Consider the following 18,795-nt stretch of genomic DNA (forward strand, 5'->3'; position numbering starts at 1 on the left):
TGACTAAAGGTCTACCTATGGTTTCCTCTAACATCGCAACGGCTAGGTATTTCAGTATATGATAGGCCCCATAACGCGCATACTCTGGAAGAACACTCTCATGCATGAACAGCTGCATCATCAACTATCAATAAACGGATTTGATGCCAACGAGATAGACAACCTACTCTCAATAGCAAAGCCATTAGAACTGCCTACGCGACATATTTTAGTCAACCAAGGGGAAGTCGCTGACTCAATTTACTTCCTGATTGAAGGGCTCTGTCATGCATGCTATTTAACGGATCAAGGTAAACAATTCAGTAAGGAATTTTATTGGGATCAAGATTGGATGATTGGGTTTGAAAGCTTAATCAAGAACCAGCCATCCCCATATTTGCTTGAGACCTTAACCCCTGTCAGTTTGCTATGCCTACCAACTCAGGCGTTGCACTCATGGCGAGAAGAGTCTCATCCGCTCTATCTAAAGCTCCTTGAAACTCAATTGATGCATAAGGAGAATAAGGAACGTTTCATGCTGCTGTACACACCAGAAGAGCGATACGGGCTATTTTGCCAACACTATCCAGATTTATTAGCTCGCTTGAACGATTACCAAGTTGCCGCTTACCTTGGTATCACTCACATCAGCTTAAGCCGAATTAAAGCTCGCATCAAAGAAAAGAGTTAACATAAGTTAATGTCAGAAAGCCACGAACTTGATAGATTGTAGCTATCGATTAAGCAATTTGGTGTGTATATGATCTCTTGGCAACTGGCGACGTTCTCTCAACTGACAACCTCTCAACTTCATGAACTCATTCAACTCAGGATCAATATTTTTGTTGTTGAGCAAACCTGCCCATACCCTGAACTAGATGGTAAAGATTGCATGGATGGCGTGCATCACCTCATGGGCTTTGATAACGGCAACTTAGTGGCTTGCGCTCGACTCCTTCCAACAGGTATCAGCTATGACAATGTCAGTATTGGCCGAGTAGCAACAAAAGAGAGTGCTCGTGGTACAGGTTTAGGTCACCAACTCGTCAAGCAAGCGTTATTACAATGCGAAAACCTATGGCCGGGCGAAACCATCGACATCGGCGCACAAGAACATCTAGAGAATTTTTATCTGCAGCATGGTTTTCAAAGTATCTCAGAGACCTATTTGGAAGATGACATTCCGCATATTGATATGCGCTTAGAAAAATAGAACCTCAATGCTAGGTAACCCTTTCACGAATGTGTCACCAACCAATTTGGCGGTAACCTTACTGATTCTGGGAAATTTAACCGCTTCGTTATCTGATGTTGCGGTTAAATTGTTGAACGGAGGGATATCACCATACCAATACATTTTCATCCGCCAAGTAATGTCACTCTTGCTGATCCTTCCTTTTTGGCTTCGCCAATCGAAATCCAAAAGAGTACTGAATAACCGCCGAGTCACGGCAATACGAGCACACTTAGTTTTGATTGGCAGTGGTTGTATGATGGTAGCCATTACCTATCTCCCTCTCGCAACGGCTAACGCTGTTTTCTATGCAGCACCACTGTTGATGTTGCCATTATCGGTATGGCTTTTAGACGAAAAGCCACGCTTAAATAAAGTGATTGGTACTGTGGTAGGTTTCATTGGGGTGATGATTGTTCTTCGACCTTCGGAGTTTCATTGGGCTGCTTTTTTCGCTCTTGGCACCGCATGTACACTCGCATTATTTAATGTATTAGTCCGAAAAATACCAGCAGAGCAACCTGTGATCACCACATTGATGTGGACGACGTTAATGTCTATTCCCGTGGCGGGTGTATTAGCAGTGCTGAATTGGCAGCCGATAAGCGTAGCTGAACTTGGGTGGGTAATATTAAGTGCGTCTCTAATTTTGACCTATAATGGTCTAGCCGTTGTCGCCTATAAAAAAGCGCCAGCGTCTCAAATTGCACTTGCAGAATATTCAGGGTTAATATTCGTTGCGATCTTGGGAGTATGGTGGTTTGATGAAATACCTAATTGGCTGACCGTAATCGGTATCTGCTTAATTTTATTACCATTGATACCGAAAAAATGGATAAGCCAGCAACTTGTCACGCCCCGTTCTAGTAAGTGATTTTTTCTATTTACTTCTTCCGAAGCCACCATCAGATAAACGGAAAAACATCACTGAAGAACTCCCTTTTTCCAATTGTAGAATGTCCAAATTACCATCAGATGCCAATTTAAAACGGACTAACTGCCCTTTCTTAATTTGGCTTAATGGCTTATCAGAACCTTCTATTTTTACCAGCGCATTTAAATCTGTCATCTGCAATGAATTATTACGGAAAACTTGCGATAAGGTGTCGCCATTCTTAACCGTGTATTCACGCCATGATTCAGATTTTAAAGAGGATTGTTCCGTGCTTTGCTGTTCGCTTAAACTTTGAGTATTAATACTCAGCTCAACACGTTCATTCACTACTGGACTTTTAATACTAGGCTTTGGTGCAGGTAAAAGAGCCAGAATACAAATTAAAGGAGCCAACACGCTGATTATACGGCGATGTAGACGCGGTAAACCCTGCCAAAAATTCTTAAGACGAGCCAGCACAATTTTTCCATCAAAAGCGCTTAATTTCGCTTTTGCCAGTTCAACATAATTAACTTGCTGCTTTTTCTTGTGTCGACGATTCATCGCTACACATCTCCTTTATTTTGAACCAATATTATAAAAAGCATTGCCGCTTGAGTATAGAGGAAAGCATCAATTTCCTTAACCTTGTTACACTATTTCGACCCATAGTGAATGAATGCATAATTACAAGATACTTAGTAACCTGAGTAATGTCACATCGTGTGCCTTTTCCTGTTCGAAAGAAGCTTTAGCGTTTCCTCCTCGGTTTAATACTGGTATCCTTTCTCTTTTCTTTGTACAAATAAAGAGTGACATTCATGTCTGAAGTAAAATTTGAAACAGTAGAGCAAAAAGCAAGCTACGGCATCGGTCTACAAATGGGCCAACAACTAGCGGGTTCTGGTCTTGAAGGTCTTAACGTTGACGCTATCGCTGCTGGTATCGCAACAGCACTAGTTGGTGACATGCCAGCTATCGAAGTTGACGAAATCAACAACGCACTGCAAGAGCTACACACTCGTGGTGAAGCAGCACGCCAAGAGCTTGCTAAAGTAGCAGCAGCAGACGGTGAAGCATTCCTAACTGACAACGCTCTTCGTTCAGAAGTAACGGTTCTTGAATCTGGTCTACAATACGAAATCCTTACAGAAGGTACTGGTGAAATTCCAACTTCTGACAAGCAAGTTCGTGTTCATTACCACGGTGAACTAACTGATGGTACTGTTTTCGATAGCTCAGTTTCTCGTGGTCAACCTGCAGAATTCCCAGTAACTGGCGTAATTCAAGGTTGGGTACAAGCTCTACAAATGATGCCTGTTGGCTCTAAGTGGAAACTATACATCCCACAAGATCTTGCATACGGTGAGCGTGGCGCTGGCGCTGCAATCCCTCCTTTTGCTGCTCTTGTGTTTGAAGTTGAGCTTCTAGCTATTCTTTAATTCTTAGAATTAATAAAAAATCAAAGCGACGCAATTGCGTCGCTTTTTTTCGTCTAAAATAAAAGTAATAACAATCGACGACAAGAGTTCAAAATGAATAGACGCTTATGTACTGCAGCAATATGTTTCTCTCTATGCTCCGCACCCAGTTACGCTTTTTTTGGCTTTGGCTCAAAATTAGATGATGACCCAGCAACGGATTTATCCTCGATGGTCACAAATACACTAACACAAACAAACTCGGCATCTGAAGAGTCACCTCTCACCTCATTACTGACTTCTCAACTCCCTATTTCAAACGAACAGGCAGCAGGAGGTGCTGGTGCTCTTCTTGCTTTGGCGAACAGTAGTTTAGGCAGTGATGATAAGAGTGAGCTTTCAAGCCTTATCCCAGGAATGTCGGCATTAACAGGCGGAACCTCAGGATTAATGAGTATGGTTGGAAACATCGATGCTGTAAAAAATGTTTTCAGCACTTTAGGCTTAGATCCTGGAATGATTGCGCAATTTGCACCTGTCATTATCGACTATCTTGCCAAACAAGGGGCGACATCAGGTCTATTGGAATCAGTAACAGGGCTTTGGGCTGAGTAAAATTAACTTATCGCTTCTAATATCAACAAGAAGCATGTTGTTACGTCGAACGTGTTGATTGCTATCAATTTGTTGGTTGGCGGCTACTAGATAGCCTGAAAACCTAAATAGCCTAGATAACCTAATAGCCTTAATGACCTAGACAGTAATAACTTTTCTTTGGGGTACAAAAAAGCCGAGCATAAATGCTCGGCTTTTATTTTATCGAACTGATTACTCAGCAGCTTCTTCAGCAGCTGGGCGATCTACAAGCTCAATGTAAGCCATTGGAGCTTTGTCACCAGTACGGAAACCACATTTAAGAATGCGAGTGTAACCGCCTTGGCGTGCCGCGAAACGCGGTCCAAGTTCGTTAAACAATTTTGCAACAACTTCGTTATCACGAGTGCGTGCAAATGCAAGACGACGGTTAGCAACACTGTCTGTCTTAGCTAGGGTAATCAAAGGCTCAATTACGCGACGTAGTTCTTTTGCTTTAGGCACGGTAGTTTTGATAACTTCGTGACGAACAAGAGAGCTAGCCATGTTGCTGAACATCGCTTTACGATGACTGCTGTTGCGGTTGAGTTGACGACCACTCTTACGATGGCGCATGACCTAATCCTTCTAACTTTTACGATTAATCTTCAGCAATAGACGCTGGTGGCCAGTTTTCTAGGCGCATGCCCAGAGAAAGTCCACGTGAAGCAAGAACATCTTTAATTTCAGTAAGAGACTTCTTACCAAGGTTTGGAGTTTTAAGTAACTCAACCTCAGTACGCTGCACTAGATCACCGATGTAGTGAATCGCTTCTGCCTTCAAACAGTTAGCAGAGCGAACTGTTAGTTCAAGATCGTCTACAGGACGCAGTAGGATTGGATCGAATTCCGGCTTCTCTTCCTTCTCCTCAGGTACACGTACATCACGAAGATCTACGAACGCATCCAGTTGCTCAGCTAAAATAGTAGCTGCGCGACGAATCGCTTCCTCAGGTTCTAGAGTACCGTTCGTTTCCATATCGATAACAAGCTTGTCTAAATCTGTACGTTGTTCTACACGTGCTGCTTCTACTGCATAGGCGATTTTATCGACTGGGCTGTAAGTAGCATCAACAAGTAGACGACCGATTGGACGCTCATCTTCTTCAGTATGGATACGAGCTGAAGCTGGAACGTAACCACGACCACGTTCAACTTTGATACGCATAGCGATCTCAGCGTTGTCATCAGTTAGATGACAAATAACGTGTTCAGGATTAGCGATCTCTACATCACCATCATGGGTGATGTCACCTGCAACAACAGGGCCTGAGCCTGATTTGTTAAGCGTAATAAACACTTCATCTTTGCCTTCGGCAACAAGCACAGCCAAACCTTTAAGGTTTAGAAGAATTTCAAGAACATCTTCTTGAACGCCTTCTTTAGTGCTGTACTCATGTAGTACACCTTCAATCTCTACTTCTGTTACGGCACAACCCGGCATAGAAGATAGTAGAATGCGGCGAAGCGCATTACCTAGAGTGTGGCCAAAGCCACGCTCTAATGGCTCAAGAGTTACTTTTGCATGTGTTGTATTGATCTGTTCGATGTCAACAAGACGTGGCTTAAGAAATTCTGTTACAGAACCCTGCATTGTGTCCTCTCTTTAGTTTAACCTTACTTAGAGTAAAGTTCGACGATCAAGTGTTCGTTGATGTCAGCTGATAAGTCAGAACGTTCAGGCATACGCTTGAATGTACCTTCCATTTTGCCAGCATCGACTTCAATCCAAGTTGCTTTTTCACGTTGTTCAGCAACTTCTAGAGCTGCTTTAATGCGAGATTGCTGTTTAGCTTTCTCACGAATTGACACAACGTCATTAGCATCTACTTTGAAAGAAGGAACGTTAACAACTTTACCGTTAACTAGGATAGCTTTGTGGCTAACTAGTTGACGAGATTCAGCACGAGTAGCGCCAAAGCCCATACGGTAAACTACGTTATCAAGACGACCTTCAAGAAGCTGAAGTAGGTTTGCACCTGTATTGCCTTTAAGACGCGCAGCTTCTTTGTAGTAGTTACGGAATTGTTTTTCTAGAACGCCATAGATACGACGTACTTTTTGCTTCTCACGAAGCTGAACACCGTACTCAGATAAACGACCGCGACGAGCGCCGTGTACACCTGGTGCGTTATCAATTTTACACTTGGTATCAATCGCACGAACACCAGACTTAAGGAATAAGTCAGTGCCTTCGCGACGACTAAGCTTCAGCTTAGGACCCAAATATCTTGCCATGATTCTTCTCCAATATTCCTAGAAACGTGAACGTTATACGCGACGTTTCTTAGGTGGACGACAACCGTTATGAGGGATAGGAGTCGCATCTACAATGTTTGTGATACGGAAACCAGCAGCGTTCAGTGCGCGAACAGTAGATTCACGACCTGGACCTGGACCCTTAACCATAACTTCCAAGTTCTTTAGGCCATATTCTTTAGCCATTTCACCACAACGTTCAGCTGCAACTTGTGCTGCGAACGGAGTAGATTTGCGAGAACCGCGGAAACCAGAACCACCTGCAGTAGCCCAAGCTAGTGCGTTACCTTGACGGTCAGTGATGGTTACGATGGTATTGTTAAAAGAAGCATGGATGTGCGCTACGCCATCTGCGACTTGCTTGCGTACGCGCTTACGCGCGCGAGTTGGTTGTTTTGCCATTGTACTCTACCTTATCCGACTATTTCTTGATCGGCTTGCGCGGACCCTTACGGGTGCGAGCGTTGGTTTTAGTACGCTGTCCACGTAGTGGTAGACTGCGACGATGACGAAGACCGCGGTAACAGCCAAGGTCCATAAGACGCTTGATGTTCATCGATACTTCACGACGTAGATCACCTTCTACAGTGTACTTAGCTACACCATCACGCAGTTGATCGATCTGCTCTTCAGTTAGTTCACTGATCTTAACATTCTCAGCAATACCCACTTCAGCTAAAATAGCTTGAGAACGGGTCTTACCGATGCCGAAGATTGCAGTAAGTGCAATCACAGCATGTTTTTGATCAGGAATGTTAATGCCTGCTATACGGGCCACTATTCACTCCTAGGTACTTTAATAAAGAATTATCCGCAGCAAAGCCCGTCGAGGATACGCTGCGGCATACTACTTCTTTTGCACGCAAAAGGTAGGCCGAGGAATATACTCGACCAACCCTTATATTTCAAGTAAAAATTTCTGCTAATTAGCCTTGGCGCTGTTTGTGCTTTGGCTCACTGCAAATTACGCGCACAACACCGTTGCGCTTGATAACTTTACAGTTACGGCAGATTTTTTTAACGGAAGCACGAACTTTCATTGCTAAACTCCGTAATTGGAACTGAACTTCTACAACCGAATTAACGGCCGTAACCTTTCAGATTCGCTTTTTTCAACACAGAATCATACTGTTGTGACATCAGATGAGTCTGTACCTGTGCCATGAAATCCATGATAACTACCACTACGATAAGTAGTGATGTGCCGCCAAAATAGAAACGTACGTTCCAAGCGACCATCATGAACTCAGGAATCAGACATATAAAAGTAATGTATAGAGCACCAGCTAAGGTTAGTCTAGTCATCACTTTATCGATATATTTCGCTGTCTGCTCACCTGGGCGGATGCCGGGTACGAATGCACCTGACTTCTTCAAATTATCCGCTGTTTCACGTGGGTTAAACACCAACGCTGTATAAAAGAAACAGAAGAAAATAATTGCAGCAGCATAAAGCATTACATACAACGGTTGACCAGGGCTAAGAGCCAAAGACACATCAGTTAACCAACCGAATGCGCTGCTCTCACCATTTTGACCAAACCATTGAGCCAATGTTCCTGGGAACAAGATAATACTTGATGCAAAAATTGCTGGTATTACACCTGCCATATTAATTTTAAGTGGCAAGTGAGAACTTTGTGCTGCGAATACCTTACGACCTTGTTGACGTTTTGCATAATTAACGACGATACGACGTTGACCACGCTCCATGAAAACTACGAAGTAGATAACAGCAAAAGATAATACCGCAATAAACAATAGAAGAAGTACGTGCAATTCACCTTGACGCGCTTGCTCAATTGTTTGTCCGATTGCCGAAGGCAACCCTGCAACAATACCTGCAAAAATTAGTATTGAAATACCATTACCGATTCCACGCTCTGTAATTTGTTCACCTAACCACATCAAAAACATGGTACCAGTTACTAAACTCACGGTAGCAATAAGCGTAAACATGGTTTGGTTGATAACAACCAGATTATCGACCATGTTTGGTAGGCCTGTTGCGATACCTATAGCTTGGAACGTTGCAAGTACAAGCGTGCCATAACGCGTATATTGGCTTATCTTACGACGGCCTGCTTCACCCTCTTTTTTGAGTTCCGCTAACGCTGGATGAACTACAGTTAGCAATTGGACAACAATAGATGCCGAAATATACGGCATGATGCCCAATGCTAATATAGATGCACGCTCAAGAGCACCACCGGAGAACATGTTAAACATTTCAACGATGGTACCTTTTTGCTGCTCGAACAAATCGGCAAGTACAGCTGCGTCAATACCAGGAATCGGCACAAAAGAACCGGCTCGGAATACTAAAAGTGCACATATTACGAATAACAAGCGCGACTTTAATTCACTTAAACCGCTCTGAGCACTACGAAAATCTTGTCCTGGTTTCTTAGCCATCTGTACCTCGTTCCTCGAGATTATTCCTCGATTTTACCGCCTGCAGCTTCGATTGCAGCTTTAGCGCCTTTAGTCACGCGTAGACCTTTAACAGTCACAGCTTTGCTTAGTTCACCAGAAAGTACGATTTTTACAAATTCGATGTTCTTAGTTACTAAGTTAGCCGCTTTAAGGCTGTTCAAGTCAACTACGTCACCTGTAACATTCGCTAGCTCAGCTAGACGAATTTCAGCAGTCACAAGGCTCTTACGAGATGTGAAACCGAATTTAGGTAGACGCTGTTTCAAAGGCATTTGACCGCCTTCAAAACCTGGACGAACAGAACCGCCAGAGCGTGATTTTTGACCTTTGTGGCCGCGGCCACCTGTTTTACCAAGGCCAGAACCGATACCACGACCTACACGCTTCTTAGAAGGTTTAGAGCCAGCAGCCGGTGATAGAGTATTCAAACGCATTCTGATTACTCCTCAATCTTAACCATGTAGTAAACCTTGTTGATCATACCGCGAATACACGGTGTATCTTCAAGTTCTACTGTATGGTTGATGCGACGAAGGCCTAAACCTTTCAAGCACGCTTTGTGCTTAGGTAGGCGACCAATTGAGCTCTTAGTTTGAGTCACTTTAATAGTATTAGCCATGGTTCTTACTCCGAAATTGTTTTAACGGTTAGACCACGTTTAGCTGCAACCATTTCTGGTGACTTAACGTCTGCTAGACCAGCAATCGTTGCGCGAACAACGTTGATTGGGTTAGTAGAACCGTAAGCTTTTGCTAATACGTTACGTACACCTACAACTTCAAGTACTGCACGCATCGCGCCACCGGCGATGATACCTGTACCTTCTGCAGCTTGCTGCATGTAGATCTTAGAGCCCGAATGACGACCTTTCACCGCGTGGTGAAGTGTGCCTTCGTTAAGTGCGATAGTAACCATGTTACGACGCGCTTTTTCCATTGCTTTTTGAATCGCAGCTGGTACTTCACGAGCTTTGCCGTAACCGAAACCAATGCGACCATTACCGTCACCAACTACTGTTAGTGCAGTGAAGCTCATGATTCGACCACCTTTAACCGTTTTAGAAACACGGTTAACAGCGATTAGTTTTTCTTGCAAATCACTAGCTTGTTGTTGTTCTTTAGCCATCTTCCAACCCTACCTTAGAATTTCAGACCAGCTTCGCGAGCAGAATCTGCTAGCGCCGCTACTCGACCGTGGTATTGGAAACCAGAACGATCGAAAGCAACATTTGAAATGCCTTTTTCGATTGCGCGCTCAGCAATAGCTTTACCTACAGCTGCAGCAGCGTCTACGTTACCAGTATTCTTAACTTGCTCACGGATCGCTTTTTCTACGGTAGAAGCTGCAGCGATAACCTCAGAGCCATTTGATGCAATAACCTGAGCATACACGTGACGAGGAGTACGGTGTACTACTAGGCGAGTTGCACCCAGTTCCGCAATCTTACGACGCGCACGTGTAGCACGACGGATGCGAGATGCTTTCTTATCCATAGTGTTACCTTACTTCTTCTTAGCTTCTTTAGTACGCACATTTTCATCTGCGTAACGAACACCTTTACCTTTATAAGGTTCAGGCTCACGGTAAGAACGAATGTCAGCCGCAACTTGACCTACTAGTTGTTTATCACAACCAGTAATAACGATCTCAGTTTGACTTGGACATTCAGCTTTAACACCTTCTGGTAGAGCATGCTCTACAGGGTGTGAGAAGCCCAAAGTTAGGCCTACAGCGTTGCCTTTCATAGCAGCACGGTAACCTACACCCTTAAGGGTCAGCTTCTTAGTAAAGCCTTCAGTAACACCAACAACCATATTGTTCACAAGAGCACGTGCTGTGCCTGCTTGTGCCCATGCGTTAGCTACGCCTTCGCGTGGACCGAACGTAATGGTGTTATCTTCCTGTGAGATAACTACAGCGTTGTTTAGAACGCGAGTTAGTTCACCTTTACCACCTTTAACAGTGATTTCCTGGCCGTTTAGTTTCAACTCTACGCCGGCAGGAATTGCAACAGGTGCCTTAGCAACACGAGACATATCCTACTCCTATTAAGCTACGTAGCAGATGATTTCACCACCAAGACCTGCTTTACGAGCAGCACGGTCAGACATCAGACCCTTGGAAGTGGACACTACAGCAATACCCAGACCACCCATCACAGACGGTAACGAGTCTTTATTTTTATAGACGCGAAGACCAGGACGTGATACACGTTGGATTTGCTCGATTACAGGTTTAGCTTGGAAGTACTTAAGTGTAACTTCTAGCTCTGGTTTTACTTCGCCTTCAACAGCGAATTCAGCGATATAACCTTCAGCTTTAAGTAATGCAGCAATTGCAACTTTAAGCTTTGAAGAAGGCATTTTCACAGCAACTTTATTTGCTGATTGACCGTTACGAACGCGGGTCAGCATATCCGAAATCGGATCTTGCATGCTCATAAGATTTACTCCAAATGATTAAGTGGCAATTACCAGCTAGCCTTACGAAGACCCGGAATCTCGCCTTTCATGCAAGCTTCGCGAACCTTAATACGGCTTAGACCGAATTTACGTAGGAAACCGTGTGGGCGACCAGTTTGGTTGCAACGGTTACGCTGACGTGATGCACTTGAATCACGAGGAAGAGCTTGCAGTTTAAGAACTGCATTCCAACGATCTTCTTCAGATGCGTTTACATCGCTAATAAGAGCTTTTAACGCAGAACGCTTCTCAGCGAACTTAGCTACTAGCTTCGCACGTTTAACTTCACGTGCTTTCATTGATTGTTTAGCCATAACAGTAACCCTTCACCTTACTTACGGAATGGGAAGTTAAAGGCAGCCAGCAAAGCACGGCCTTCCTCATCGGAGCCTGCAGTCGTCGTGATAGTAATATCAAGACCGCGGACACGATCGACTTTATCGTAGTCGATTTCCGGAAAGATGATTTGCTCGCGAACGCCCATGCTGTAGTTACCGCGTCCGTCAAAAGACTTAGCGCTAACACCACGGAAATCACGTACACGTGGAAGAGCAATAGAGATTAAACGCTCTAAGAACTCCCACATACGCTCGCCACGCAAGGTTACTTTACAACCGATTGGGTAGCCTTCACGAATTTTGAAACCAGCTACAGATTTGCGAGCTTTAGTGATAAGCGGCTTTTGACCAGAGATCGTTGCCATATCAGATGCTGCATTTTCTAGTAGTTTCTTATCGTTGATTGCTTCACCAACGCCCATGTTTAGGGTGATTTTATCAATCCTAGGGACTTGCATGACGCTTGTGTAGCTGAACTCTTTGGTAAGTTCAGCGACTACAGACGACTTGTAGTAATCATGCAGTTTCGCCATAGTAGAACTCCAAATTACTTCTATTAGTTAGAAACGATTTCGCCGTTAGATTTAAAGAAACGAACTTTCTTACCATCTTCGATACGGAAACCGATACGGTCTGCTTTACCAGTAGCCGCGTTAAAGATTGCAACGTTAGAAGCATCAATTGCTGCTTCTTGTTCAACGATGCCACCTTGCTGACCTAGAGCCGGAACCGGCTTTTGGTGCTTTTTCACAAGGTTGATACCTTCAACGATAACTTTACCAGTTGTCAGAACCTTAGTTACCTTACCTTTCTTGCCTTTATCTTTACCAGCAAGAATGATTACTTCGTCATTACGACGGATTTTAGCTGCCATTTTGTAACGCTCCTTACAGAACTTCAGGTGCTAGTGAAACAATCTTCATGAATTTCGAGTTACGAAGTTCACGAGTCACTGGCCCAAAGATACGTGTACCGACTGGTTGCTCAGTAGTGTCGTTCAACAATACGCAAGCATTACGGTCGAAGCGAATGACAGAACCGTCTGGACGACGAACGCCTTTACGGGTGCGCACTACAACCGCCTTAAGAACATCACCTTTTTTAACTTTACCGCGAGGAATTGCTTCCTTAACAGTAACTTTAATGATGTCTCCGATATGTGCATAACGGCGGTGAGAGCCACCCAGAACCTTAATACACATTACTCTACGAGCGCCGGAGTTATCCGCAGCGTCGAGTGTACTTTGCATTTGGATCATGTTAGTGCTCCGCTAAATATTAAAACTAGACCCATCACGGGTCGGGCTGCCTCTTTAAAAGGGACGCGAATTGTACCACCCTTTTTTGTGATTGGGTAGACAAAAAACAAGCGGCCCCAAAATTATTTTGGAGCCGCTTGGAAGTTATTGAATAAGCGAGATTAAATCTTCGCCTTTTCGATAACTTTTACCAATGCCCAAGACTTAGTCTTAGACAGTGGACGACACTCATGAATTTCAACTGAGTCGCCTAGACGACATTCGTTGTTTTCATCATGTGCGTGTACTTTGGTCGTGCGCTTTACGTATTTACCGTAAACTGGGTGTTTTACCACGCGCTCGATAGCAACAACGATAGATTTATCCATCTTATCGCTAATAACACGACCTTGTTGTGTACGACTTTGTTCGCTCATTATGCGTCTGCCTTCTCAGTCAAAACAGTTTTCACACGTGCGATATCACGACGAACAGTTTTTAGAGTATGAGTCTGCTGTAGTTGACCAGTAGCAGCTTGCATGCGCAAGTTGAACTGTTCACGTAGCAAACCCAAAAGCTCTGCATTTAGCTCTTCAACGTTTTTTTCGCGTAGATCTTGTGCTTTCATCACATCACCTGCTTAGTTACAAAGGTAGTTTTGAAAGGCAGTTTACGAGCCGCTAGGCGGAACGCTTCACGTGCCAATTCTTCAGGTACACCACCCATCTCGTACATTACCTTTCCAGGTTGGATTTGGGCTACCCAGTACTCAACGTTACCTTTACCCTTACCTTGACGAACTTCAAGTGGTTTTTCTGTGATTGGTTTGTCTGGGAACACACGGATCCAGATTTGACCTTGACGCTTAACGTGACGTGTCATTGCACGACGTGCCGCTTCAATTTGACGAGCAGTCAGACGACCACGGCCAATAGCTTTAAGACCGAATTCGCCGAAGCTTACATCAGTACCTTTAGCTAGACCACGGTTGCGACCTGTCATAACCTTGCGGAACTTAGTACGTTTAGGTTGTAGCATGTCTCGACTCCTTACTTACGGCCTTTACGCTGCTTCTTAGGCTTATCAGCCTTTGGCTCTACTGCGTTAGCAGCAGGCATTCCGTCTAGAATCTCACCTTTGAAGATCCAAACTTTAATGCCGATCACACCGTATTGGGTGTGAGCCGAAGAAGTTGCGTAATCAATGTCAGCACGTAGAGTATGTAGAGGCACACGACCTTCACGATACCACTCAGAACGTGCAATTTCAGCACCGCCTAAACGGCCGCCTACTTGTACTTTGATGCCTTTAGCGCCTAGACGCATAGCATTCTGTACCGCACGCTTCATAGCGCGACGGAACATCACACGACGTTCTAGTTGAGATGCGATGCTATCAGCCACAAGTTGACCGTCTAGCTCAGGCTTACGTACTTCAGCGATGTTGATTTGTGCTGGTACGCCTGCAATTTTAGCTACAGCTGCGCGTAGCTTCTCAACGTCTTCGCCTTTCTTACCGATAACAACGCCTGGACGAGCTGTGTGAATAGTCACACGAACACTCTTAGCAGGACGTTCGATAACGATACGTGAAAGAGACGCTTTTTTCAGTTCTTTAGTTAGGAACTGACGTACCTTGAAGTCGCCGTCTAGGTTGGCAGCGAAATCTTTGGTATTAGCAAACCATGTAGCATTCCAAGGCTTGACGATGCCAAGACGAATACCATTAGGATGTACTTTCTGACCCATTGCTTACTCTCCTAGTCTCTAGCGATCAGCTACAACGATGCTGATGTGGCTTGAACGCTTCAAGATACGATCCGCACGACCTTTAGCACGAGGCATAATGCGCTTCATGATAGGGCCTTCATCTACGAAGATTTTAGCGACATTAAGATCATCAATATCTGCACCTTCGTTGTGTTCCGCGTTGGCGATTGCTGATTCAAGAACTTTCTTGATTAACACAGCAGCTTTTTTGTTGCTGAATGTTAAAATTTCTAGAGCCTGATCAACAGATTTACCGCGAATTTGGTCTGCAACTAAGCGAGCTTTCTGAGGCGAAATGCGAGCAAAGTTATGTTTAGCTAGTGCTTCCATCATCTACTCCTTAACGCTTCTTAGCTTTCTTATCTGCAGCATGGCCGCGATAAGTGCGAGTTGGTGCGAATTCGCCCAGTTTGTGACCGATCATTTCTTCGGTAACGAAAACTGGTACGTGCTGACGACCATTATGGACAGCGATGGTCAAACCAATCATTGTTGGGATGATCATTGAGCGACGGGACCAAGTCTTAATAGGCTTTTTGTCTCCGCTTTCCACCGCTTTCTCTACCTTCTTCAGCAAGTGTAGGTCAATGAAAGGACCTTTCTTGAGAGAACGTGGCATGGCGATTCCTCTTTATAGATTACTTATTACGACGACGTACAATGTACTTGTCAGTAGATTTATTCTTACGAGTCTTGAAGCCTTTAGTAGGCATACCCCAAGGTGATACAGGGTGACGACCGCCAGATGTGCGACCTTCACCACCACCGTGCGGGTGATCAACTGGGTTCATAACCACACCGCGAACGGTAGGACGAACACCGCGCCAGCGGTTAGCACCAGCTTTACCAAGTTCACGTAGCATATGCTCAGAGTTACCAACTTCACCGATAGTTGCACGGCCTTCAGAAAGTACTTTGCGCATTTCACCAGAACGTAAACGGATAGTTACGTATGCACCGTCGCGAGCAACGATTTGAGCATAAGCACCAGCCGAACGAGCTAGTTGTGCACCTTTACCAGGTTTAAGTTCAACACAGTGTACAGTAGAACCTACTGGGATGTTGCGCATTGGCAGAGTGTTACCTGCTTTAATTGCTGCATCCGCACCAGATTGGATCTGATCACCAGCTTGAACACCTTTTGGTGCAATAATGTAACGACGCTCACCGTCTGCGTACAGAACTAGAGCGATGTTAGCGCTACGGTTTGGATCGTATTCTAGACGTTCAACTTTCGCTGGAATACCGTCTTTAGTACGTTTAAAGTCAATTAAACGGTAATGATGTTTATGACCACCACCGATGTGACGTACTGTAATACGACCGTTGTTGTTACGACCACCATTTTTAGAGTTTTTCTCTAAAAGTGGAGCGTATGGCTTACCCTTGTGAAGGTCAGCGTTAACAACTTTAACGACGTGACGACGACCAGGGGAAGTCGGCTTACATTTAACAATAGCCATTTTTAACTACTCCTGTTATTCCGCACCGCCAACGAAGTCAAGATCTTGACCTTCTTTCAAAGTAACGTAGGCTTTCTTAACGTCTGAACGACGGCCTTCACGCATACCTTGACGTTTGGTCTTACCCTTGAGAACAAGAGTATTTACTGACTTAACTTCAACTTCAAATAGCTTTTCTACAGCTGCTTTGATCTCTTTCTTAGTCGCATCTTTAGCTACTTTAAAAACGATAGTGTTCGCTTTTTCAGCTGCCATAGTTGCTTTTTCAGAGATGTGTGGAGCACGTAGAACTTTTAGTAGACGCTCTTCAGTGATCATGCCAGCATCTCCTCAACTTGCTTAACTGCGTCAGCAGTCATTAGAACCTTGTTGAATGCAATTAGAGATACTGGATCAATACCAGCAACGTCACGTGCATCAACTTTGTATAGGTTACGAGCAGCTAAGAATAGATTCTCATCTACTTCGCCAGTTACAATCAGAACGTCACTTAGCTCAAGTTCATTAAGCTTAGCTACTAATTCTTTTGTCTTTGGAGCTTCTACAGAGAAGTTATCAACAACGATTAAACGCTCTTGACGAACTAGCTCAGAAAGAATGCTCTTCATAGCACCGCGGTACATTTTCTTGTTAACTTTTTGGCTGTGATCTTGTGGTTTCGCAGCAAAAGTAACACCACCTGAACGCCAGATTGGGCTACGAATTGTACCAGCACGAGCGCGGCCAGTACCTTTTTGACGCCATGGCTTAGCACCGCCGCCAGATACTTCAGAACGAGTCTTTTGAGCACGAGTACCTTGACGAGCACCTGCTGCATATGCAACAACCACTTGGTGTACTAGAGCTTCGTTAAAGTCACGTCCGAAAGTAGTCTCGGAAACAGTTAGTGCATCGGCACCTTTAACCATCAATTCCATTACTTACTCCTAGACGTTATGCTTTAACAGCAGGTTTGACGATCACGTTGCCACCTGTTGAGCCTGGTACTGCACCTTTAATAAGGAGTAGATTACGCTCAGCGTCAACACGTACGATCTCTAGGTTTTGAGTCGTTACACGCTCAGCTCCCATGTGACCTGCCATTTTTTTGCCTTTAAACACGCGACCTGGAGTTTGACATTGGCCAATTGAACCCGGTGCACGGTGAGACAAAGAGTTACCGTGAGTCATATCTTGTGTAGAGAAATTCCAACGCTTAACTACGCCTTGGAAGCCTTTACCTTTAGATGTGCCAGTAACGTCTACTTTTTTAATTTCATTGAAAAGTTCTACGTTTAGCTCAGCGCCAACTTCAAACTCTTCTCCGTTTTCTAAACGGAATTCCCAAAGACCGCGGCCCGCTTCAACACCTGCTTTCGCAAAGTGACCAGCTTCTGGCTTAGATACACGGTTAGCTTTCTTAGTACCAGCAGTTACTTGGATTGCTGCGTAGCCGTCGTTTTCAAGTGTTTTAACTTGAGAAACACGGTTCGCTTCAACCTCAACAACAGTTACTGGGATAGAAACGCCTTCTTCGGTAAATACGCGGGTCATACCCACTTTACGTCCGACTAGACCAATCATTATTCTAATCTCCCTTAACCTAGGCTAATTTGTACATCAACGCCAGCAGCTAGATCAAGACGCATTAGAGCATCAACAGTTTTATCTGTTGGCTCAACGATATCGATCAAACGCTTGTGAGTACGGATTTCGTACTGGTCACGAGCATCTTTGTTAACGTGTGGAGAGACAAGAATAGTAAAACGCTCTTTACGAGTAGGTAGTGGAATAGGACCACGAACCTGTGCGCCGGTACGTTTTGCTGTTTCAACGATTTCCGCTGTAGACTGATCGATTAGCTTGTAATCAAACGCCTTTAGACGGATACGAATACGTTGGTTCTGCATGAGACAGAGCTCCAGTTTAATAAATTACACAAACAATATCGCCACTCAAACTCGTTAAGACGAGTGAATGCCGATTGATTTATGTGAAACCGTAGTATCCAAAATTAGGACACATTGTCAGCTAACTATAATTAGTAAACTAATTAATATTAACCGCGAACATGAGCTGAGTATACATTACCAAAACCTAATAGGTTTTGCTCCTCGATGCTTATTGGTTCACAACTGGCTTAACCAGTGCGATGCATTATACAGATCACAGTTTAGGATGCAATAGTTTGGGTGAAAAAATAATCGAAGAAGAATTTTAAGCTTTATATCGAAGAAAATTCAGAGGGGAATTCATTACCAACAATAAAAAAGGAAGCCGAAGCTTCCTTTTTTCATCAATGCTGCTCTTAATAATAAGAGTGCAAAATCATTCGAAATTAAGCGAAGATTTTAGCAACAACACCAGCACCAACTGTACGGCCACCTTCACGGATTGCGAAGCGTAGACCGTCGTCCATTGCGATTGGAGCGATTAGCTCAACCGTCATTTGAACGTTGTCACCAGGCATTACCATTTCAACACCTTCTGGAAGTGTGATATCGCCTGTTACGTCAGTTGTACGGAAGTAGAACTGTGGACGGTAACCTTTGAAGAAAGGAGTGTGACGGCCGCCTTCGTCTTTAGACAGTACGTATACTTCAGACTCAAACTTAGTGTGTGGGTTGATAGAACCTTTAGCAGCAAGTACTTGGCCACGTTCAACGTCATCACGCTTAGTACCACGTAGAAGTGCACCAACGTTCTCACC

General features: G+C 44.2%; 35 protein-coding genes. 5 read left to right on the plus strand and 30 right to left on the minus strand.

From position 1 onward, the window contains the following. The first annotated feature begins 100 nt into the window (after positions 1 to 100). From L4C39_RS16990 to L4C39_RS17000, 3 genes are all read left to right on the plus strand, one after another. On the plus strand, positions 101 to 670 hold the full coding sequence (locus L4C39_RS16990) for a Crp/Fnr family transcriptional regulator (RefSeq protein ID WP_017051455.1): 570 nt from the start codon (positions 101 to 103) through the stop codon (positions 668 to 670). Positions 671 to 739: 69 nt separating this feature from the next. Beyond that, positions 740 to 1,192 carry a GNAT family N-acetyltransferase gene (locus tag L4C39_RS16995; RefSeq protein WP_261888806.1) on the plus strand — a complete coding sequence of 151 codons (453 nt, stop codon included), beginning with the start codon at positions 740 to 742 and terminating at the stop codon, positions 1,190 to 1,192. Positions 1,193 to 1,199: 7 nt separating this feature from the next. Beyond that, positions 1,200 to 2,087 carry a DMT family transporter gene (locus L4C39_RS17000; protein WP_429747090.1) on the plus strand — a complete coding sequence of 296 codons (888 nt, stop codon included), beginning with the start codon at positions 1,200 to 1,202 and terminating at the stop codon, positions 2,085 to 2,087. Positions 2,088 to 2,093: 6 nt separating this feature from the next. Here the strand turns inward: L4C39_RS17000 and L4C39_RS17005 are convergent, their stop codons facing one another. Beyond that, a complete protein-coding gene (locus L4C39_RS17005; protein ID WP_429747092.1) occupies positions 2,094 to 2,651 on the minus strand; it encodes a LysM-like peptidoglycan-binding domain-containing protein in 558 nt (185 codons plus the stop codon). 257 nt (positions 2,652 to 2,908) lie between these two features. Between L4C39_RS17005 and bamJ the strand changes: the two genes are divergently transcribed. After that, positions 2,909 to 3,529 carry a BamJ family beta-barrel-assembly machinery protein gene (gene bamJ, locus L4C39_RS17010; protein ID WP_017051451.1) on the plus strand — a complete coding sequence of 207 codons (621 nt, stop codon included), beginning with the start codon at positions 2,909 to 2,911 and terminating at the stop codon, positions 3,527 to 3,529. Positions 3,530 to 3,622: 93 nt separating this feature from the next. After that, on the plus strand, positions 3,623 to 4,123 hold the full coding sequence (locus L4C39_RS17015; protein WP_429747094.1) for a DUF2780 domain-containing protein: 501 nt from the start codon (positions 3,623 to 3,625) through the stop codon (positions 4,121 to 4,123). Between the two features lie 213 nt (positions 4,124 to 4,336). Here L4C39_RS17015 and rplQ read toward each other — a convergent pair whose 3' ends face one another. The 29 genes from rplQ to L4C39_RS17160 all read right to left on the minus strand — a co-directional run. Beyond that, on the minus strand, positions 4,337 to 4,717 hold the full coding sequence (rplQ, locus tag L4C39_RS17020) for a 50S ribosomal protein L17 (RefSeq protein WP_004729812.1): 381 nt from the start codon (positions 4,715 to 4,717) through the stop codon (positions 4,337 to 4,339). A 25-nt stretch (positions 4,718 to 4,742) separates the two neighbouring features. Further along, a complete protein-coding gene (locus L4C39_RS17025) occupies positions 4,743 to 5,735 on the minus strand; it encodes a DNA-directed RNA polymerase subunit alpha (protein WP_017051449.1) in 993 nt (330 codons plus the stop codon). Positions 5,736 to 5,758: 23 nt separating this feature from the next. Next, entirely contained in the window at positions 5,759 to 6,379 is a 621-nt protein-coding gene (rpsD, locus tag L4C39_RS17030; RefSeq protein WP_017051448.1) for a 30S ribosomal protein S4, read from the minus strand. A 33-nt stretch (positions 6,380 to 6,412) separates the two neighbouring features. Continuing rightward, the gene (gene rpsK / locus L4C39_RS17035) at positions 6,413 to 6,802 is read right to left on the minus strand and encodes a 30S ribosomal protein S11 (RefSeq protein WP_004738778.1); all 390 of its coding nucleotides are present in this window, start codon (positions 6,800 to 6,802) and stop codon (positions 6,413 to 6,415) included. Between the two features lie 19 nt (positions 6,803 to 6,821). Next, complete coding sequence (gene rpsM / locus L4C39_RS17040; RefSeq protein ID WP_017051447.1) at positions 6,822 to 7,178, minus strand: 30S ribosomal protein S13; 357 nt, start codon at positions 7,176 to 7,178, stop codon at positions 6,822 to 6,824. 148 nt (positions 7,179 to 7,326) lie between these two features. Continuing rightward, complete coding sequence (gene rpmJ, locus L4C39_RS17045; RefSeq protein WP_000868186.1) at positions 7,327 to 7,440, minus strand: 50S ribosomal protein L36; 114 nt, start codon at positions 7,438 to 7,440, stop codon at positions 7,327 to 7,329. Positions 7,441 to 7,480: 40 nt separating this feature from the next. Continuing rightward, on the minus strand, positions 7,481 to 8,815 hold the full coding sequence (gene secY / locus L4C39_RS17050) for a preprotein translocase subunit SecY (protein WP_017051446.1): 1,335 nt from the start codon (positions 8,813 to 8,815) through the stop codon (positions 7,481 to 7,483). 20 nt (positions 8,816 to 8,835) lie between these two features. Continuing rightward, the gene (gene rplO, locus L4C39_RS17055; RefSeq protein WP_017051445.1) at positions 8,836 to 9,270 is read right to left on the minus strand and encodes a 50S ribosomal protein L15; all 435 of its coding nucleotides are present in this window, start codon (positions 9,268 to 9,270) and stop codon (positions 8,836 to 8,838) included. 5 nt (positions 9,271 to 9,275) lie between these two features. Further along, positions 9,276 to 9,455 (minus strand): 50S ribosomal protein L30, encoded by a 180-nt coding sequence (gene rpmD / locus L4C39_RS17060; RefSeq protein ID WP_017051444.1) that lies wholly within the window; start codon positions 9,453 to 9,455, stop codon positions 9,276 to 9,278. Positions 9,456 to 9,460: 5 nt separating this feature from the next. Next, positions 9,461 to 9,961, minus strand: a complete 501-nt coding sequence (rpsE, locus tag L4C39_RS17065; protein ID WP_113795481.1) for a 30S ribosomal protein S5 — start codon at positions 9,959 to 9,961, stop codon at positions 9,461 to 9,463. Positions 9,962 to 9,975: 14 nt separating this feature from the next. Continuing rightward, positions 9,976 to 10,329, minus strand: a complete 354-nt coding sequence (gene rplR, locus L4C39_RS17070; RefSeq protein ID WP_113795480.1) for a 50S ribosomal protein L18 — start codon at positions 10,327 to 10,329, stop codon at positions 9,976 to 9,978. Between the two features lie 9 nt (positions 10,330 to 10,338). Next, positions 10,339 to 10,872: a 50S ribosomal protein L6 gene (gene rplF / locus L4C39_RS17075; RefSeq protein WP_113795479.1), complete on the minus strand. Its 534-nt coding sequence runs from the start codon at positions 10,870 to 10,872 to the stop codon at positions 10,339 to 10,341. Positions 10,873 to 10,884: 12 nt separating this feature from the next. After that, positions 10,885 to 11,277 carry a 30S ribosomal protein S8 gene (gene rpsH / locus L4C39_RS17080; protein ID WP_017051440.1) on the minus strand — a complete coding sequence of 131 codons (393 nt, stop codon included), beginning with the start codon at positions 11,275 to 11,277 and terminating at the stop codon, positions 10,885 to 10,887. Between the two features lie 29 nt (positions 11,278 to 11,306). Continuing rightward, positions 11,307 to 11,612: a 30S ribosomal protein S14 gene (gene rpsN / locus L4C39_RS17085; RefSeq protein WP_017051439.1), complete on the minus strand. Its 306-nt coding sequence runs from the start codon at positions 11,610 to 11,612 to the stop codon at positions 11,307 to 11,309. A 17-nt stretch (positions 11,613 to 11,629) separates the two neighbouring features. After that, on the minus strand, positions 11,630 to 12,169 hold the full coding sequence (rplE, locus tag L4C39_RS17090) for a 50S ribosomal protein L5 (protein ID WP_017051438.1): 540 nt from the start codon (positions 12,167 to 12,169) through the stop codon (positions 11,630 to 11,632). 23 nt (positions 12,170 to 12,192) lie between these two features. After that, entirely contained in the window at positions 12,193 to 12,510 is a 318-nt protein-coding gene (gene rplX, locus L4C39_RS17095; protein ID WP_113795478.1) for a 50S ribosomal protein L24, read from the minus strand. A gap of 13 nt (positions 12,511 to 12,523) precedes the next feature. Then, positions 12,524 to 12,895: a 50S ribosomal protein L14 gene (gene rplN / locus L4C39_RS17100; RefSeq protein WP_017051436.1), complete on the minus strand. Its 372-nt coding sequence runs from the start codon at positions 12,893 to 12,895 to the stop codon at positions 12,524 to 12,526. A 161-nt stretch (positions 12,896 to 13,056) separates the two neighbouring features. Then, positions 13,057 to 13,311 carry a 30S ribosomal protein S17 gene (rpsQ, locus tag L4C39_RS17105; protein WP_113795477.1) on the minus strand — a complete coding sequence of 85 codons (255 nt, stop codon included), beginning with the start codon at positions 13,309 to 13,311 and terminating at the stop codon, positions 13,057 to 13,059. Continuing rightward, positions 13,311 to 13,502: a 50S ribosomal protein L29 gene (gene rpmC, locus L4C39_RS17110; protein ID WP_113795476.1), complete on the minus strand. Its 192-nt coding sequence runs from the start codon at positions 13,500 to 13,502 to the stop codon at positions 13,311 to 13,313. The genes rpsQ and rpmC overlap by 1 nt, the downstream gene beginning before the upstream one ends. Then, positions 13,502 to 13,912, minus strand: coding sequence for a 50S ribosomal protein L16 (rplP, locus tag L4C39_RS17115; protein WP_017051433.1), 411 nt, complete (start codon positions 13,910 to 13,912; stop codon positions 13,502 to 13,504). Before rplP ends, rpmC begins: the two co-directional genes overlap by 1 nt. A gap of 11 nt (positions 13,913 to 13,923) precedes the next feature. Continuing rightward, complete coding sequence (gene rpsC, locus L4C39_RS17120) at positions 13,924 to 14,622, minus strand: 30S ribosomal protein S3 (RefSeq protein ID WP_113795475.1); 699 nt, start codon at positions 14,620 to 14,622, stop codon at positions 13,924 to 13,926. 18 nt (positions 14,623 to 14,640) lie between these two features. Then, positions 14,641 to 14,973 carry a 50S ribosomal protein L22 gene (gene rplV / locus L4C39_RS17125; RefSeq protein ID WP_026026743.1) on the minus strand — a complete coding sequence of 111 codons (333 nt, stop codon included), beginning with the start codon at positions 14,971 to 14,973 and terminating at the stop codon, positions 14,641 to 14,643. Positions 14,974 to 14,983: 10 nt separating this feature from the next. Further along, a complete protein-coding gene (gene rpsS / locus L4C39_RS17130) occupies positions 14,984 to 15,262 on the minus strand; it encodes a 30S ribosomal protein S19 (protein WP_005435078.1) in 279 nt (92 codons plus the stop codon). 19 nt (positions 15,263 to 15,281) lie between these two features. Next, entirely contained in the window at positions 15,282 to 16,106 is an 825-nt protein-coding gene (gene rplB, locus L4C39_RS17135; RefSeq protein ID WP_113795474.1) for a 50S ribosomal protein L2, read from the minus strand. Positions 16,107 to 16,121: 15 nt separating this feature from the next. Then, entirely contained in the window at positions 16,122 to 16,424 is a 303-nt protein-coding gene (rplW, locus tag L4C39_RS17140) for a 50S ribosomal protein L23 (RefSeq protein WP_017029101.1), read from the minus strand. Continuing rightward, complete coding sequence (rplD, locus tag L4C39_RS17145; protein ID WP_113795473.1) at positions 16,421 to 17,023, minus strand: 50S ribosomal protein L4; 603 nt, start codon at positions 17,021 to 17,023, stop codon at positions 16,421 to 16,423. Before rplD ends, rplW begins: the two co-directional genes overlap by 4 nt. 16 nt (positions 17,024 to 17,039) lie before the next feature. Then, positions 17,040 to 17,669 (minus strand): 50S ribosomal protein L3, encoded by a 630-nt coding sequence (gene rplC, locus L4C39_RS17150; protein WP_017053626.1) that lies wholly within the window; start codon positions 17,667 to 17,669, stop codon positions 17,040 to 17,042. Positions 17,670 to 17,683: 14 nt separating this feature from the next. Next, positions 17,684 to 17,995, minus strand: coding sequence for a 30S ribosomal protein S10 (gene rpsJ, locus L4C39_RS17155; RefSeq protein WP_017053625.1), 312 nt, complete (start codon positions 17,993 to 17,995; stop codon positions 17,684 to 17,686). Positions 17,996 to 18,423: 428 nt separating this feature from the next. After that, positions 18,424 to 18,795 (minus strand): EF-Tu C-terminal domain-related protein (locus L4C39_RS17160; RefSeq protein WP_489686401.1); only part of this gene is annotated, 372 nt, incomplete at its 5' end.

Origin of the sequence: Vibrio clamense (genome assembly GCF_050337905.1) — a bacterium.
GTDB lineage: Bacteria > Pseudomonadota > Gammaproteobacteria > Enterobacterales > Vibrionaceae > Vibrio > Vibrio cortegadensis.